This is a genomic window from Kribbella shirazensis, assembly GCF_011761605.1.
Classification (GTDB): domain Bacteria; phylum Actinomycetota; class Actinomycetes; order Propionibacteriales; family Kribbellaceae; genus Kribbella; species Kribbella shirazensis.
On the sequence record NZ_JAASRO010000001.1, the window covers coordinates 5,104,353 to 5,119,427 of the forward strand.

A 15,075-nucleotide genomic window follows, 5' to 3' on the forward strand; every position below is an offset into this window, starting at 1 on the left:
TGCCGTCAGAGCGTGCTCAGCCGGTTGATCTGTACGCCGACGACGCCTCGGACCGTGCCGCAGAGCACCTCGGCGAGATGGCGTTCGCGGGGGTCGACCGGGCCGGTGACGGTGACGATGCCATCCTGCACCTCAACCCGCCAGTGCGGCGCTTCCGACTGGAGAAGGTCGGTCACCTCGGCCTGGATCCGGCGGTCCCGCCCGGCGAGTAGATGGATCACATCGCTGCGGCTGATCATTCCGACCACCCGGTCGTACTCGACGACCGGCAGGCTCTTCATCATCGTCGACCGCATCAGATCGATCGCTGCCTCGAGATCGTCGTCCGGCTGGACGGTCACGACGAGGTGCGTCATCACCTCGGCGACCCGGCGCGGTGGCGTCGGAGCGGGTACCCGCACCACGGTGACCGGGACCCTGTCGTCGATGAGGGCCTCGTCCTCCATGATGTCCGCCTCGCTGACGATCCCGAGCAGGGTGCCGTGCCGGCCGACGACCGGTACCGAGGTGATCCTCGCGGCGTCCAGCAGTCGGAGCACAGATGAGATCGGGGTCTCGGGGCTCACGGTCATCACGGGCGCGCTCATCAGGTCCCGGATCAGCATCGTCCTCACCTCGTGTCGTGGTCTGCCGGCCAACTCCGGCCTCGTGGACAGCGTCTCCGGGGCCGAGCTGCGGTTGTAGGGCGCTAGGTCCTGGCCCCATAGGTAGAACGACTCTGCGCTGAGGATGCGGACGGCGTCGAGCTGCCCCTGATGCGATGGTGCGGCGAAGACACGAGGGACGTCGTACCCCCAGTGGATGGGACTTCGGGCCCTGGCGGTGGCAGGTGCCGATGACGATGGTGGAGCGAAGGCCTGGATCAGGAGGCTCGGCCATGGGACGACCTGGCTTCTCGTTCGAGGGTGCGGGAGCAAGCCCGCGGCTGGCGCTCTACCGCGCCGTCTGGCGGGTGTTCTGCGGCGTGTCCGTTGTGCTCGGTGTCGTTGCCGCAGGACTGCTGCTGCCGGCGGACATCCTGGTGGTGGCGCTGCTGGCTGTCGGCGTGGCTGCCGCGAGTGCCATCGGCTTGTACGACGGCGGCGAGACCGCTCGCTGGAGGAGAGGACAGATCGCTACCGCCGCAGCCGCAGCGACTGCAGTGGTCAGCCTGGTCATTGGCGTCACTGTCGTTCTGGGGCTGAGTGTGCTCTGGCTGGCTGTACTCTTGGCCGCCTCCTCGCCCCCCGTCGTGCAGTGGTGCAGCGCGCGACTTGGATTCGGTACGCCGGTCAGGCAGAGCGACGTGCCGACGCCCAGTACGACGGACCTCTGCCGGCAATGGCGTGACAGCTACGAGGCGCTGCGGCAAGCCAGAACCGACAAGCAGCGGCTCCGCATCGTCATGGATCGCCAGCACTGCCTGGACGAGCTCGGCCGCCGCGACCCCGAAGGCCTCCAGGCTTGGCTGTCCTCCTCCGCGAGCGCGGCAGGCGACCCAGCCAGATTCCTCCGGAACTCGTGATCAGGGGCTGATTCCCGCGGGGCGCGCCCCCGGTTGCCGAGCAACGTGTCGCGGAGAGGCGACAATGTCCCCGGAGAGTCGGGGGAGACCGGCCTGTTCAGGGGAGCCGCGGGATGACGTTCTCGGTACCAGGGGTTGCGACGCTCCGTGGGTACCGCCCGAGCTGGCTGCGGTCGGATGTGGTCGCGGGACTCACAGTCGCGGCGTACTTCGTGCCGCAGGTGATGGCATACGCGCAACTGGCCGGCCTGCCGGCCGTGACCGGGTTGTGGGCGGCGCTTGTACCGCTGGTGCTGTACTTCCTCCTCGGCTCCTCACGGCTCCTCTCGCTCGGTCCGGAGTCGACGACCGCATTGTTGACCGCGACCGCCATCGGTCCGCTGGCCGCCGGTGATCCGGTCCGGTACGCCGGGCTGGCCGCTCTGCTCGCGTTGCTCGTCGGTGCGGTGTGCGTGATCTGCTGGGCCGCTCGCCTCGGCTTCCTCGCGGACCTGTTGTCCAAGCCGGTGCTCGTCGGGTACCTGGCCGGAATCGCAGTGATCATGATGACCAGCCAGCTCGGCCGCCTGACCGGAGCGCCGGTAGCAGGTGACTCACCACCGGCCGAAGTACTGTCCGCGATCCGGCTCATAGGGGAGTGGCAAGTGGCTCCGGTGGTGCTGTCAGTCGTCGCGATCATCCTGCTTCTGGTATTCGCGCGCTGGACGCCGTGGCTGCCCGGTCCGATCATCGTGGTGGTACTCGCCGCGGTCGTGACGTGGGCCGGCGACCTGAGCGCCCACGGAGTGCGGCTCGTCGGCGCGGTGCCGAGTGGTCTGCCGGATCCGCGCGTGCCGGGCGTGGAGGCCGGTGACATCGGGCTGCTGGCGTTGGCGGCGCTAGGCGTTGCGCTGGTCGGCTACACCGACACCGTGCTGACCGCCCGGGCGTTCGCGAGCCGCGGACGCGAGCGGATCGATCCGGGGCGCGAGTTCCTCGTCCTCGGTCTGTCGAACGTGTCTGCCGGAGTACTGCAGGGATTCCCGATCAGCAGCAGCGGCAGCCGGACCGCGCTCGCCGAGGCCTCCGGAGCGAAGAGCCAGGTCTACTCGCTGGCAGCCGCGGTCGTCATCCTCGCGACGCTCCTGTTCGCCGGACCGCTGCTGTCCACCTTCCCGATCCCGGCACTGGGCGCCCTGGTCGTGTACGCCGCACTGCGGCTGATCAACCTCGCGGAGTTCCGGCGCATCGCGTCCTTTCGCCGCACTGAACTGTTGTTGGCGGTGGCAACGACCGTTGGTGTGATCGCACTGGACGTCCTGTACGGCGTACTCGTCGCGGTGGCGCTCTCGGTTCTCGACGTACTGCGTCGCGTCGCGCGGCCGCACGACGGCATCCTCGGCTACGTCCCCGGGATCGCGGGTATGCACGACATCGACGACTATCCCGACGCCCGCGCAGTGCCCGGCCTGGTCGTCTACCGCTACGACTCACCGCTGTTCTTCGCCAACGCCGAGGACTTCCAGCGCCGCGCACTGGCGGCGGTGGACCACGCCGCGACTCCGGTCCGCTGGCTGCTGCTGAACGCCGAAGCCAACGTCGAGATCGACATCACCGCGATCGACGCCCTCGACACCCTCCGCGAAGAGCTCGAGGCCCGCGGCATCGTGCTCGCTATGGCCCGCGTGAAACAGGATCTCCGCGACGACCTCGAGGCAGCCGGATTCCTCGACCGCCTCGGCCCCGACCGTGTCTTCTACACACTCCCCACCGCGGTCGAGGCCTTCCACCGCGACAACGGCAACTGACGTTCTAGCGTCGGTATCTGCGGCGCAGGTGGTTGAGGCGGGCCCAGGCGATGAGTGCGCCGGTGGGGGCGAGGGCGATGAAGGCGACCTCAGCCGGGTTCCAGCGCCAGGACTGCGGATCGCGGACCCTGGTGGGTTTGCGGGCGTCCACCTCGAGGTCGATGAGGTCGCCGGTGGCCGGTCGTTGGTGGATGTCCTCGACAAGGACTCGTGCGCCGGCGAAGGGTGCGTGAAGTTGTGCGTTGAAGCTGGGGTCGCGCTGGTCGTAGTTGGTGCGGAGTACGACCGCGGTCACGAGTTCGCCGCGGCGGTCGAGCATCAGGTCGTCGTACACGAAGGACGCCGAAATGCCTGCCATGCCGGCGATCCACAGCAGGATCAGGACCAGGCGGGGGATTGACCACTCGCCGACTGGGGTCGACAGAATGACGCGCTCCAGCCAAGGACCGTCGGTCCCGCCGTCTCGATGCCTACCCGTCGGCACGACGATGCCGTCCAGTCGATCCGTCACCGGTGCCGCGTGGTCGGCCGACGCGGCGCCGCTCCGCACGATCCACTCTGCCTGACAACAGCCGCCACTGCGCAAGCCGGCCGACAGCGATGGCGACGGTCGTCGTTCCTCCGATGGTGACGATGCCTGCGACGCCCGCTGGAGTTGCGCTGTCGGCGGCGAACTCCTCGGCGTCGACGAGAGCCATGACCTGCGACGGGTCCTCGGGCTTGTAGACGATCCGCAGAGGGGCCGCGTATCGAGTACCGGCAGCCGGTGGATGGCGGCCCTCGGCGTTGCCTTCCGGATCGCCGAGGCTGTTCGACAAGGTCGCCACCACGCGCTTGGTCGCCACGACGAACGTCACCTCGACTTCGTCGACATAGTCCCCGCCTCTGCCGTACCAGACCGCCACCTCGACCTGATCGGCGATCATCTCGACGCCGGTATCCAGGAAGTCCTGAGCGACGGCTCGTTGGTGACGGATGTCGAGGAGGGCGACCAAGCCGAGGATCGTGGCCACGAGAGCGAAGACGCCCAGCACCGAGACCCAGCGGGAGGTCGGCATGTCGCGCCTCCTTCGATCGACGACAACGCATGTCGCCGACCAGGCTTCCCGGCACACCGTGGTCCGTCCCGCGAGCGCACGACCGACTCACTCGTACTATCCGCCAACGGGGCCCGAACGTTACACGCTGAGATTGACGCCCACGTCGTGAGATCGGCGATCGATGTGGACCAGCAATGACACCTATCGGTCGAGTTGGAGGAGGTGCCAGGAGCGCAGGGTGAGGACGACGCCGAGTGCGACGACTGGTAGCACGAGGGAAAGTTGCACTGGCGTGACGGCGATGTCGGTGTTGATTGCCCACAGTGCGGGTGCGGCGAAGGGGAACCAGCCGCCGGTGCCGGCGATCACGCTCACCTGGGACGCGACGAGGATGCCGATGGTGGTTCCGATCCCGGCGAGTACGGATCGGCCGAGGGTTGCCGCCCAGGCGGCCGGGGCGGCGATGAGGATGCTGAAGACCGAGAGGCCGAACTGTCTGCCCATCGCCGGTACGGCGTCGGCGGGGATCGGGCCGAGTCCGCTGATGAGGCCGAGGACGATCAGGGCCAGCAGGAGGGCGATCGCGGTGACCAGCCCCCACACCAGGTAGACGATGAACTTGGCGGCGGCGATCGTCCGCCGGGAGACCGGAATCGCGAACAGGCCGGTGACGGTGCCCTCGGCGAATTCGCGGCTGAACAGCCAGCTCAGTACGACGCCGTACCCGACGAATCCGGCAGCGCCGGTGACCTGGATCGCGACGGTGAGGTAGCCGACCCAACCCCCAGGGTCGATCAGCGGCCCGAGCTTGGCGGCGAGTTGAGGGTCGTCGGTGTGGACTGCCAGCAGCATCGAGGAGCAGATCAGCGAGATTCCCAGCACCATGAGTACGCCGGTGACTCGCGCCACGGTCGCGTGAGCGAGTTTGGTGAACTCCATGACGAGGCCGCTGATCATGCGGCGTCCTGGTCGCTGTGCACGATGTCGAAGAACGACCGCTCGATGTCGACACCGTGCGGATCGAGCGATCCGATGATGCGCCCGGCGTTCATCACCGAGATCCGATCGCCGATGCGTGCGACCTCGTCGAGGTGGTGGCTGCTGACGAGGAGGGCGGCGCCTGCGGCGGCGCGGCGCAGCAGGGCCTCGCGGAGGAGGATCACCCCCGCTGGGTCGAGGGTGTTGGTGGGTTCGTCCAGCACGATGATCCGCGGGTGGTGCTGCAGTGCGGACGCGATGCCGAGGCGTTGCTTGTTGCCGAGTGACAGTTTGCTGACCCGGCGGTCGGCGTACTGCGTCAGTTGCAGTTCGGTCATGGATGCTTCGACGATGCCGGGGATCATGGCCGGTGGGACGCCGTGCAGCCGGGCACCGAGGGCCAGGTTCTGCCGGCAGGTCAGCTCGCGGTAGGCGAGTGGGTAGTCGATCAGATGCCCGACAGCCGACCAGTCGGTGCGATCGAGGCTGCGGCCGGCGATGGTGACCGTTCCGCTGGTCGGCTTCAGCATGTCGAGAAGGAGTCGCATCAGCGTGGTCTTCCCGGCGCCGTTCAATCCGACCAGCGCATGGATCTCACCCGCCGCGACTCGGATGTCGACGCCGCGTACGCCGGTGCCGTCGTCGTACGTACGGACCAGACCTCGCGCGTCCAGCGCGGCGTCACTCACGGCGAGCCTCGAGGACGTCAAGGGCCGTCTCGATCGCCTGGCCGAGGTCGTCGCTGTCGGTCAGGCTCCACTCGAGCAGGGCCGTGTTGAGCGCGGCCATCACTGCTGCCGCGGCGATCAGAGCATCCTCGCGACGGGTACCGCCGCCGGTGAGAGCGTCGACGATCACTGCCTCCGTCGCGGCCGTTCCGCCGGCGATGCTCGCCCGCAGGGCAGGAGTCTGGGCAACGATGCGCAGCCGCAACCGAACTTCCCCGACCGCTGGTTGCGGTAGCTGCCGCCACGCCGAACGGACTCCCCGGGCCGCGCGGGTGATCGGATCGAGGCCGGCGGGTTGCTGACAGATCGCGACGCCGATCACAGGATCGTACGGATCGTCGACCAGCAGGCTCGCCTTGCCCGGGAAGTGCCGGAAGAACGTCATCTCGGTCACCCCCGCACGGGCCGCGATCTGGCTCACGCTCGTGCCGTCGTACCCACGCTCCGCGAACAACTCCAAGGCCGCCGTGAGCAGCCGGTTCCGAGTCCTGTCCGCCCGTGTAACCACACCCAAATGTTAGTCGCTAACGTTTCGCTGGGGCAAGGACTGGGGACTACCTGTCGTCGACGGGTCGTGGGCGTGGGTCGGAGTACCACTGCCACCAGGCCACACCGCGGCGCCGGGCATCCCTGGTCAGCAGAACCAGAGCAGCCAGCGTTATGGCGGAGCCTCCGGCAATGAGGGCGACGCCGAGACGCGGCGTGTCGCGGTCGGCCAGCCACTGTTCGGCGTCAGTTCGTGCGAGGACCTCGCTGGGATCGGATGCGTCGTACAGGATGCTCAGTGGCGCGGCGTATCTGGTGCCCTGAGCCGGTGGATGCGTACCTTCCGGCACCCATGGGATGGCCTGCCGCTCACGAAATGTCTGTCAGGATCAGCACGCCGACGATGGCGGCCAGTAGCGCCGGTACGCCGAGCCAGGTCGGACCGCGACCGGGCCAGTCAACTCGTCGTGCCATGTTTCTCACCCTCGGGTTGGGGTTGAACCTTCTCCTGACGCGTGTTCGGACGCAACCGTTTCGTGCGGCGCGCTTGCCACGGATTGAACGGGTGTTTAGGGTTTGAACGTGCGTTCAACCGCGGATTCCGGTGGCTCGGCTCAGGGGGCTGGGCGGGTGACGGCTGAGCGGATTCGGGATGCTGCGATCCTGCGGTACGGGCGTGACGGGTTCTCGGTAGGGCTGCGGGCGGTGGCTGCGGATGCCGGGGTGACCGCGGGCCTGGTGGTGCATCATTTCGGGTCGAAGGACGGGCTGCGGCGGGCGTGTGACGCGTATGTGCTGGGCGTGATCCGGTCGGAGAAGCTGAGGGCGACCACGGGTGGTCCGGCGGCGGCGATCGCGCAGTTGGCGGAGGTCGAGGAGTACGCGCCGATGGCGTTGTACTCGTTGCGGAGCCTGCAGGCCGGCGGTGAGCTCGCGAACGAGTTCATGGAGCGGATGTGCGCTGACGCGCTGGAGTATCTCGAGGCCGGTGTCGCGAGCGGTCTGATCAGGCCGAGCCGGGATCCTGCCGCGCGGGCTCGCTATCTGGCGATGCAGGCGATGGGTTCGTTGTTGTTGTGGATCTCGTTGCACCCGGGCTTCCGGGAGATCGACGACTTCCGTAAGGAGCTGCGCCAGGTTTCCGACGAGATCACCTTGCCGGCGCTGGAGGTGTTCTCGGAGGGGCTGTTCGTCGATCGCCAGATGCTCGACGCCTACTTGATGTACGTCTGCGATCCGCCGGCCGGCGACGCGAAGCCGTAGCCGATCACGCGCCTGTCTCGAGGCGCTGCTGACAGACGACATCACGCCGGGACGATCCCGGAATCACAGCGAAGAGGTTCAGCGATGACTGCTGCCCAGAATGCAGCTCTGACGATTCAGCAACTCCACAAGTCCTTCGGCCAGGTGAAGGCACTCGACGGTCTCGACCTGACCGTCAACGCCGGCCAGGTGGCCGGTTTCCTCGGCCCGAACGGTGCCGGCAAGTCCACTACGATCCGGATCGTCCTCGGGCTGCTCGGCGCCGACTCCGGGTACGTCGAGGTACTCGGGCTGCACCCGTGGCACGACGCGGTCGAGCTGCACCGCCGACTGGCGTATGTGCCGGGTGACGTGAGTCTGTGGCCGAACCTGACCGGCGGTGAGGCGATCGATCTGCTGTCCCGGTTGCGCGGTGGCGCGTCGAAGGCGCGCCGGGCGGAGCTGCTGGAGCGTTTCGAGCTCGATCCGACGAAGAAGGGACGTACGTACAGCAAGGGCAATCGGCAGAAGGTGGCCCTGGTCGCGGCGTTGGCCGCTGACGTCGAGCTGCTGGTGCTGGACGAGCCGACGTCTGGTCTGGATCCGTTGATGGAGACGGTGTTCCAGGAGTGCATCGCCGAGGCGAAGGCGGCCGGTCGTTCGGTGTTGTTGTCCAGTCACATCCTCGCGGAGGTGGAGAAGCTGTGTGACACGGTCACGATCATCCGCGCGGGCCGCGCGGTGCAGTCCGGCACGCTGGCGGAGCTACGTCACTTGACCCGTACGACGATCACGGTGTCGCTGGACGGTGATACGCAGCGGTTGGCCGCGCTGCCCGGCGTCCACGATCTGCGCGCGGAGGACGGGACGGTCACGTTCGACGTCGACCATGACGAGCTCGCGGAGGTAGTGCGGGTTCTGGGCGGTCTCGGCGTACGGAGCCTGACGAGTGCTCCGCCGTCGTTGGAGCAGCTGTTCCTGCGCCAGTACGGTGACGAGTTGGTCGGGGCGGAGTCATGACGAACTTCACCGCGACGGGAGACCTGGTCCGGTTCGCGCTGCGTCGGGACCGGGTGAAGTTGCCGATCTGGGTCGGTGCGATCGGGCTCGGCATGCTGTACGCCGTCAGCGCGCTGCCGACTGTCTATGCGACGCCGGAGCAGCGTCAGGTCCGGGCGAGGCTGATGGATTCGCCCGCGGCGACGATGATGTCGGGGCCGGGGTACGGCCTCGACAACTACACGCTCGGCGCGATGATCACCAACGAGATGGTGCTGTGGCTCGCCGTGCCGGCGGCGATGATGAGCATCTTCCTGGTCGTGCGGCACACACGTGCCGAGGAGGAGACCGGACGGGCCGAACTCGTCCGATCCGCCGTCGTCGGCCGGTACGCCGCGCCACTGGCCGCGCTGATCGTCGCGGTCATCGCGAACGCCGGAGTCGCTCTGCTGACGGCGCTGGCCATGATCAGCGGTGACCTGTCGGCCGCGGATTCGTTCGCCGTCGGTCTGGGGCTGGGCTTGACGGGTCTGGTCTTCGCCGGCGTCGCGACCGTGACCGCGCAGCTCACCGAGCATGCCCGGTCGGCGTCGAGCCTGGCGATGGCGGTCGTCGGTGCCGCCTTCCTGCTGCGGGCCATCGGGGATGCGTCGCAGCGTGGCGGGAACATTCTGTCGTGGCTCTCGCCGCTGGCGTGGACGCAACAGTTGCGTCCGTTCGTCGATCTGCGGTGGTGGCCGCTGCTGCTGCCGGTCGCGTTCGTCGCGGGTGCTGTCGGCGTGGCTTATGCGTTGTCCGGGCGGCGTGACGTCGGCGCCGGACTGCTGCCTGCCCGGTTGGGACGAGCGAACGCGGCGCAGTCGCTGTCCACGCCGTTCGGGTTGGCGGCGCGGCAGCAGCGCGCGAGCTTGATCGGCTGGGGGACCGGCTTGTTCGTCTTCGCCCTGGCCACCGGTTCGTTGAGTGATTCGGTGTCCGAGGCAGTGGCCGAGAACCCGGAGATGGGTGAGGTGTTCCGAGCCAGCGGACAGGATCCGACGGACGGCTTCTTCGGCGCGATGGCGTTGTTCTTCGCGCTGATGATCGCGGCGTTCGCGGTCACGTCCGTACTGCGACTGAAGTCCGAGGAACGCACTGGTCACGCCGAGGCCGCCCTGGCCACCGCCGTCAGCCGACGGCGCTGGATCGGCTCGTGGCTCGGGTACACCGCTCTGGCCTCCGTCGTGCTGCTGCTCATCAGCGGACTCGGGGTCGGTCTCGGTGCCGTCACGAGCGGTTCGGACGGCGGTGTGGTCGCCGAGGCGACGGTTGCGACCCTTGCGTTCGTCCCCGCCGTCCTGATGGTGGTGGGCGTCGCGGCGGTGTTGTTCGGGCTGCGGCCGGGGGCGTCGAGCTGGGCATGGCTCGTGGTCGCCTATGCCTTCTTCTTCGGATTCTTCGGCGCGCTGCTGGACCTGCCGGACGGATTCGCGAAGCACTCCCCGTTCGGTCACACCACTGCGATGCCGCTGTCCAGCATCGAGGCACTCCCTCTGATCCTGCTGACCGCCATCGCCGCGGTGCTGACAGTTGCCGCAGGCATCAGCTTCCGCCGGCGGGACCTCGACCTGTCGTGAAACGCTGGACTCGGCGCCGGCCGCCAGGCGGAGGCGCCGAGTCCAGCAGTCCGCGGCTGTCAGGTGCCGGAGGCGGAGGCAGCGAGCGTGTCCTGCGCCTTCTCGACCGCCGCCGTGGTGGCGCCCTCGATGTCTTCGGGCAGTCCGTTGATCACGGTGACGGCCACGACGACGTCATCGACCGCCGCGGTGGCCACGGTGACTTCGAAGCCCTGCAGCGGGCCGGCGGTCGCGGTGAACCGGACGGCGACCGGATCGGTGCCGACGTCCGGTGCGGAAACCTCACGGACGCTGATCGGTGAGGTTCCTTCGCCAGGAACCTTCAAGGACATGGTCCGACAGGCGGTGACGGCCTGTTTGAAGGACTTTTGGAGCGCCCGGGCGGCCGCCGGTGATCCCATGGCGTCGATGGTCTCGTCGATGAAGGGGCCCTGTGCGCCACCGGAGTACGACTGAGCGGCCGACGCCTTCGAGCCGGGCGGGTTGTCCGCGTTGGTGAACGCAACCAGCTTGGCGCAGCGGGTGTCCTTCGATGACACGGTGACATCGGCGTCGTCGCCCACGTCGTCCTTCTCGAGCGAGAAGCCCGGCGGCAGATCGGCCAGCGCGAGCAAGGCCTTGGTGAGCTGAGCCGCGGTCCGTTTCGGTACGGCGGGCGCGGTCGGTGACGGTACGGCGCTCGGCGTGACGGCCGGCGGCGTACTACTGGGCGCGGTGGCCGGCGTGGTGCTGGTAGGCGTCGAGGACGGGGCGCTCGAGGCCGTAGGGGAGCCGCTCTTGGTTCCGCCGGAGCAGGAGGTGAACGCGAGCATGAGAACCGCGGAGCAGGCAACGGCTCGGAGTGACTTCGTCATGAGGAGTCTCCTGGTGTCAAGGGCATGGGTCGCGCGCTGCCGACCAGACTTCCCGGCACACCAGAACAACTAGATGCTCCACGGAATGGAGCACACCACTGCGGCACGCCCCGCCCGGCTGTGGGAACCGCTGGGACCGTACCTATTGAGTAGATCGTTTGAAGCCTGCCGGTGTTACGGCAGTGACAAGAACGTGACCGAAGCGGATTTACGTCGAGAGCAGTAGTGGCATGGTGAGTGCGTAGGCGGCGAGGAGGACGAGGGCTTCGATGCGGGTCAGGACGAGGCCTCGGCGGAGCAGCATCCAGGCCAGCCCGGCGGTGAGGATCATCGTGACGCTCAGGGCGACGGCGGCCCGTCCGGGTGCGGCCGAACCGGATGCGAGGCCGATGACCGCGCCTCCGATGAGGCTGTTGAACAGGTTGCTGCCGAACAGGTTTCCGACGACGAGGTCGGATTCGCCGCGGCGCTGTGCCTGAACGGTGGTGACCAGTTCCGGTAGCGACGTACCGAGCGCGACCAGCGTGAAGCCGATGATGACTTGCGGTACGCCGAGATCGGTTGCGATGGCCGACGCGTTGGAGACCAGGAGCTGAGCTCCGGCCAGTACTCCGGCGAGTCCGAGGAGCGCGCGTACTGGCTCGAACCACGCCGGTAGCCGTGATGGTTGCACGGGCACATCCACGGTCGCGGTCGCCTGGGTGAACTCCGCGGCCTCGGAGGCCACCTCCTCGTTGCTGCGTCCCTGGCCGGCCCAACGCAGCAGGACCAGCAACGCGCACACGCCCGCGACGGCGAGCACCACGCCCGTCACCGGGCTCAGACCCGCCCACGCCAGGAACGAGAACAGAATGACGGCGCCGACCGCCAGCGGCACCTCACGACGGATCACCTGTGACGCCACAGCCACCGGTCCGGCGAGCGCGGCGATCCCGAGGACGAGGGTCAGGTTGAGGATGTTGGACCCGGCGATGTTGCCCACGGCCAGTCCGGTATCCCCGCGTGCCGCGGCGACCCCGGAGACGAGGAACTCGGGCGCCGACGTACCCAGACCGATGACGACGACGCCGACCACGACAGGACTGATCCGCATCCGCTGCGCCAGCCGGGAGGATCCGAGCACCAGATGATCAGCCGCGAAGGTCAGCACGATCAGACCGGCAACGGCAAGCAGAACCTGAACAACCATCGGGAGTCCCCTCGATCGACACACCACACCCTGCCGCCGACCAGGCTTCCCGGCACACCAACGAGCAACCTACACGACAAGCCGCTCACCGAGAGTCGTTCAGGTTCTTTCTGGCGAAGGTGACGGCCTCGGCGAGAACCGATTCCCACAGCCGGCGATCGACGGTCGGGATGGCCACCCACTCACGGAAGACTTTGCCGGCGGGGGCGAACGGTTCGCCGCTGCCGGCGGTGATGAGTTCTGTGACGCGGTGGCTGGGTAGTTTGACGATCAGGCAGCCGGCCTTGTCGTACGACGCGACGAACTGCCCGGCGAGCCGGACGCAGGGGTAGCCCATCATGGTGGCGCGGCCGATCGCGGGGTCGTACAGCAGATCGTCGGTGAGGTCGTCGTAGAGCGCCCGCGCCGCGTCCTCGCCGGGGCCGGTCGGCGAGGACGTGTGCTTCGGGTTGTTGGTCATCAGGTCGCGGGTGGGGTGAAGATGCCGAACTGGTTGCCGGAGGGGTCGCGTAGATAGGCGAACGCCGGGGCGCCGGGGCCCGGTTCGAGGTGCTTGCTCACGACGGAGCCGCCGAGTTGCTCGGCGTCGGCGCAGGTGGCTTCGACATCGGCGACGAGGATGTAGAACACCGCGTGGTCGGGAACCTGCCCGCGTGTGCCGAAGATGCCGCCCATCGGCGCGTCGGCGCCGGAGGCCTTGATGTTGCGGTAGTCCATGCCGCCGGCGGCCGCGGGGCCGTCCGCGTCGAAGCTCCAGTCGAACAGGCTGCCGTAGAACTTCTGGGCGCCGTCGGGGTCGCTCGTGCCGACCTCGAACCATGCCAGGGTGCCCGGAGCGGGAGTCGTCATCGGTCTCTCCTTCGTGTGGATCGCCCGCCGTACGGCGGGACAAAACCACGGTTGCAGCACCTCGCGACAACCCTATGTCGGTGTTTGGCCGCAGAATTGATCTCGGTGTGTCCTGATCGGGTGGTTCTCTTTCGTTGAGAGGACGAGGCGGGACGGTCCCGCGGAGTCGAGGTGTTCGATGAAGCAGTATTTGTTGTCGGTGTACGACGGGAGCGGCAGCGGGCCGTCGACGGCTAGGACCCAAGAGGAGATGCGGGCCTTCATGGGCCGCGTGATCGCGCTGGAAGAAGAGATGGATCGGGCCGGCGTGTTCGTGTTCGGTGGTGCGTTGCACGGTCCGGACGCGTCCACCGTGGTCAAGGGCGGTACCGGCCTGGACAAGGTGACGACGGATGGTCCCTTCGTGGAGGCGAAGGAGCACATCGGCGGCTTCTATGTCATCAACGCCGAGGATCTCGACGCGGCGATGGCCTGGGCGGAGAAGGTGGTGGAGGCCATTGATCACGACATCGAAGTACGGCCGTTCCGGGCCACCGGGCGACTCGCCGACCACTGAGCGATCAGTGATCGGCCGGTGATAGGCGGTGGATGACGTCGAGCGGGTGTTCCGCGACGCGCACGGGCAGGCGGTGGCCACGTTGGTCCGGGTGTTCGGCGACATCGGGCTGGCCGAGGACGCCGTACAGGACGCCTTCGTGACCGCGATGGATCGCTGGCCACGCGACGGTGTCCCGGTCAACCCGGCCGGCTGGATCGTCGCCACGGCGCGGAACCGTGCGGTCGACGTCGTACGGCGGAAGCGGCGCGGACGCGAGCTGACCGAGCTCATGGCGACGGAACGGATCCGCACCGGGGCCGATGACGCTGACCTCCTTGATCCCTTGCGCGACGATCAACTGCGGCTGATCTTCACCTGCTGCCACCCGGCCCTGAGGGTCGAGCATCAGGTGGCGCTCACCCTCCGCCTCATCGCCGGTCTCACGCCGGCGGAGGTGGCCGCGGCCTTCCTGGTGAGTGAGGACACGATGCTGAAGCGCCTGGTGCGGGCGAAGTACAAGATCAAGGCCGCGAACATCCCGTACCGGGTGCCTGACGACGAGGAACTTCCGGCGCGGCTGCGGGCCGTGCTTTCCGTGCTGTACCTGGTGTACAACGCCGGTGCCGAGGACATCGGCCGGACTGCCCTGCGCGCGGACGCGATCCGGCTGACCCGGCTGCTCGGCGTCCTGCTGCCGGACGAGCCGGAGGTGTCCGGCCTGCTCGCGCTCATCCTGCTCAACGAGGCGCGGATCCGGGCCCGGGGTCCTGGCGGGGAAGTCGTGTTGCTGAAGGACCAGGATCGGTCCCTGTGGGACGGCGAGTTGATCGACGAGGGTCAGTCGCTCGTGCTCGGTTGTCTGCGGCGGCGCAGGCTGGGGCCGTTCCAGTTGCAGGCCGCGATCCAGGCTGTGCATTGTGCGGCGGCGAGGTACGAGGACACCGACTGGGCCACGATCGTCCGCTTCTACGACCGACTGGTGGCAGTCATGCCGACGCCCGTCGTCGCTTTGAACCGGGCCATCGCCGCAGCCGAGACTCTGGGGCCGCGCGATGGTCTGCTCCTGGTCGACGAGCTCGAAGAACAACTCGCCACGTATCACCCATGGCACGCAGCCCGCGCCTCCATCCTCGACCGCCTAGGCCGTCGAGCCGAAGCATCCGAGGCCTACACCCGAGCCGCCCAACTGGCCCGAACCGACCCCACCAGACAGTTCCTCCTCAACCAGAGCCGTCAGCCATCATCTGATTGAGGCTTTGGTTCAC

17 protein-coding genes are annotated in these 15,075 nt (G+C 68.0%); 7 read left to right on the forward strand and 10 right to left on the reverse strand.

The window, feature by feature from the left end; translation table 11 throughout:
• Positions 1-5 precede the first annotated feature (5 nt).
• Positions 6-605 (reverse strand): CBS domain-containing protein, encoded by a 600-nt coding sequence (locus BJY22_RS24680; RefSeq protein WP_167210652.1) that lies wholly within the window; start codon positions 603-605, stop codon positions 6-8.
• A gap of 272 nt (positions 606-877) precedes the next feature.
• Between BJY22_RS24680 and BJY22_RS24685 the strand changes: the two genes are divergently transcribed.
• Together BJY22_RS24685 and BJY22_RS24690 are read left to right on the forward strand one after the other, a co-directional pair.
• Positions 878-1,504 (forward strand): hypothetical protein, encoded by a 627-nt coding sequence (locus tag BJY22_RS24685; RefSeq protein WP_167210655.1) that lies wholly within the window; start codon positions 878-880, stop codon positions 1,502-1,504.
• Between the two features lie 113 nt (positions 1,505-1,617).
• Positions 1,618-3,291, forward strand: a complete 1,674-nt coding sequence (locus BJY22_RS24690) for a SulP family inorganic anion transporter (protein WP_167210658.1) — start codon at positions 1,618-1,620, stop codon at positions 3,289-3,291.
• A gap of 4 nt (positions 3,292-3,295) precedes the next feature.
• On the opposite strand, the gene BJY22_RS24695 is transcribed toward BJY22_RS24690, so the two are convergent.
• The 5 genes from BJY22_RS24695 to BJY22_RS24715 form a co-directional block, all read right to left on the reverse strand.
• Positions 3,296-3,802: a hypothetical protein gene (locus BJY22_RS24695; RefSeq protein ID WP_167210661.1), complete on the reverse strand. Its 507-nt coding sequence runs from the start codon at positions 3,800-3,802 to the stop codon at positions 3,296-3,298.
• Positions 3,762-4,349, reverse strand: a complete 588-nt coding sequence (locus BJY22_RS24700) for a hypothetical protein (RefSeq protein WP_167210663.1) — start codon at positions 4,347-4,349, stop codon at positions 3,762-3,764. Before BJY22_RS24700 ends, BJY22_RS24695 begins: the two co-directional genes overlap by 41 nt.
• 183 nt (positions 4,350-4,532) lie before the next feature.
• Entirely contained in the window at positions 4,533-5,288 is a 756-nt protein-coding gene (locus tag BJY22_RS24705; RefSeq protein WP_167210666.1) for an ABC transporter permease, read from the reverse strand.
• Positions 5,285-5,998 (reverse strand): ATP-binding cassette domain-containing protein, encoded by a 714-nt coding sequence (locus BJY22_RS24710; protein ID WP_167210670.1) that lies wholly within the window; start codon positions 5,996-5,998, stop codon positions 5,285-5,287. The genes BJY22_RS24705 and BJY22_RS24710 overlap by 4 nt, the downstream gene beginning before the upstream one ends.
• On the reverse strand, positions 5,991-6,545 hold the full coding sequence (locus BJY22_RS24715; RefSeq protein ID WP_337758951.1) for a TetR/AcrR family transcriptional regulator: 555 nt from the start codon (positions 6,543-6,545) through the stop codon (positions 5,991-5,993). Before BJY22_RS24715 ends, BJY22_RS24710 begins: the two co-directional genes overlap by 8 nt.
• A 608-nt stretch (positions 6,546-7,153) precedes the next feature.
• Between BJY22_RS24715 and BJY22_RS24720 the strand changes: the two genes are divergently transcribed.
• The 3 genes from BJY22_RS24720 (at position 7,154) to BJY22_RS24730 (ending at position 10,380) form a co-directional block, all read left to right on the forward strand.
• Positions 7,154-7,786: a TetR/AcrR family transcriptional regulator gene (locus BJY22_RS24720; protein ID WP_337758953.1), complete on the forward strand. Its 633-nt coding sequence runs from the start codon at positions 7,154-7,156 to the stop codon at positions 7,784-7,786.
• An 84-nt stretch (positions 7,787-7,870) separates the two neighbouring features.
• Positions 7,871-8,785, forward strand: a complete 915-nt coding sequence (locus BJY22_RS24725; RefSeq protein ID WP_167210676.1) for an ABC transporter ATP-binding protein — start codon at positions 7,871-7,873, stop codon at positions 8,783-8,785.
• A complete protein-coding gene (locus tag BJY22_RS24730; RefSeq protein ID WP_167210679.1) occupies positions 8,782-10,380 on the forward strand; it encodes an ABC transporter permease in 1,599 nt (532 codons plus the stop codon). The genes BJY22_RS24725 and BJY22_RS24730 overlap by 4 nt, the downstream gene beginning before the upstream one ends.
• A gap of 59 nt (positions 10,381-10,439) precedes the next feature.
• Here BJY22_RS24730 and BJY22_RS24735 read toward each other — a convergent pair whose 3' ends face one another.
• The 4 genes from BJY22_RS24735 to BJY22_RS24750 all read right to left on the reverse strand — a co-directional run bounded on the left by BJY22_RS24735 (position 10,440) and on the right by BJY22_RS24750 (position 13,272).
• Positions 10,440-11,234: a hypothetical protein gene (locus BJY22_RS24735; protein WP_167210682.1), complete on the reverse strand. Its 795-nt coding sequence runs from the start codon at positions 11,232-11,234 to the stop codon at positions 10,440-10,442.
• A 208-nt stretch (positions 11,235-11,442) separates the two neighbouring features.
• Positions 11,443-12,423 (reverse strand): calcium/sodium antiporter, encoded by a 981-nt coding sequence (locus BJY22_RS24740; protein ID WP_167210685.1) that lies wholly within the window; start codon positions 12,421-12,423, stop codon positions 11,443-11,445.
• Positions 12,424-12,508: 85 nt separating this feature from the next.
• A complete protein-coding gene (locus BJY22_RS24745) occupies positions 12,509-12,883 on the reverse strand; it encodes a hypothetical protein (protein ID WP_167210688.1) in 375 nt (124 codons plus the stop codon).
• Positions 12,883-13,272: a VOC family protein gene (locus BJY22_RS24750; protein ID WP_167210690.1), complete on the reverse strand. Its 390-nt coding sequence runs from the start codon at positions 13,270-13,272 to the stop codon at positions 12,883-12,885. Before BJY22_RS24750 ends, BJY22_RS24745 begins: the two co-directional genes overlap by 1 nt.
• Before the next feature lie 178 nt (positions 13,273-13,450).
• Here BJY22_RS24750 and BJY22_RS24755 point away from each other — a divergent pair, with 178 nt between their 5' ends.
• Both BJY22_RS24755 and BJY22_RS24760 read left to right on the forward strand, forming a co-directional pair.
• On the forward strand, positions 13,451-13,828 hold the full coding sequence (locus BJY22_RS24755; RefSeq protein ID WP_167210693.1) for a YciI family protein: 378 nt from the start codon (positions 13,451-13,453) through the stop codon (positions 13,826-13,828).
• 28 nt (positions 13,829-13,856) lie between these two features.
• On the forward strand, positions 13,857-15,062 hold the full coding sequence (locus BJY22_RS24760; protein WP_167210697.1) for a sigma-70 family RNA polymerase sigma factor: 1,206 nt from the start codon (positions 13,857-13,859) through the stop codon (positions 15,060-15,062).
• The last annotated feature ends 13 nt before the right edge of the window (positions 15,063-15,075 follow it).

Excerpts from the sequence above, each read along its gene's own strand:
- BJY22_RS24725 (WP_167210676.1), top strand. The coding sequence starts at position 7,871 with ATGACTGCTGCCCAGAATGCAGCTCTGACGATTCAGCAACTCCACAAG.
- BJY22_RS24705 (WP_167210666.1), bottom strand. The coding sequence starts at position 5,288 with ATGATCAGCGGCCTCGTCATGGAGTTCACCAAACTCGCTCACGCGACC.
- BJY22_RS24755 (WP_167210693.1), top strand. The coding sequence starts at position 13,451 with ATGAAGCAGTATTTGTTGTCGGTGTACGACGGGAGCGGCAGCGGGCCG.
- BJY22_RS24750 (WP_167210690.1), bottom strand. The coding sequence starts at position 13,272 with ATGACGACTCCCGCTCCGGGCACCCTGGCATGGTTCGAGGTCGGCACG.
- BJY22_RS24690 (WP_167210658.1), top strand. The coding sequence starts at position 1,618 with ATGACGTTCTCGGTACCAGGGGTTGCGACGCTCCGTGGGTACCGCCCG.
- BJY22_RS24745 (WP_167210688.1), bottom strand. The coding sequence starts at position 12,883 with ATGACCAACAACCCGAAGCACACGTCCTCGCCGACCGGCCCCGGCGAG.
- BJY22_RS24685 (WP_167210655.1), top strand. The coding sequence starts at position 878 with ATGGGACGACCTGGCTTCTCGTTCGAGGGTGCGGGAGCAAGCCCGCGG.
- BJY22_RS24735 (WP_167210682.1), bottom strand. The coding sequence starts at position 11,234 with ATGACGAAGTCACTCCGAGCCGTTGCCTGCTCCGCGGTTCTCATGCTC.
- BJY22_RS24740 (WP_167210685.1), bottom strand. The coding sequence starts at position 12,423 with ATGGTTGTTCAGGTTCTGCTTGCCGTTGCCGGTCTGATCGTGCTGACC.
- BJY22_RS24680 (WP_167210652.1), bottom strand. The coding sequence starts at position 605 with ATGCTGATCCGGGACCTGATGAGCGCGCCCGTGATGACCGTGAGCCCC.
- BJY22_RS24730 (WP_167210679.1), top strand. The coding sequence starts at position 8,782 with ATGACGAACTTCACCGCGACGGGAGACCTGGTCCGGTTCGCGCTGCGT.
- BJY22_RS24700 (WP_167210663.1), bottom strand. The coding sequence starts at position 4,349 with ATGCCGACCTCCCGCTGGGTCTCGGTGCTGGGCGTCTTCGCTCTCGTG.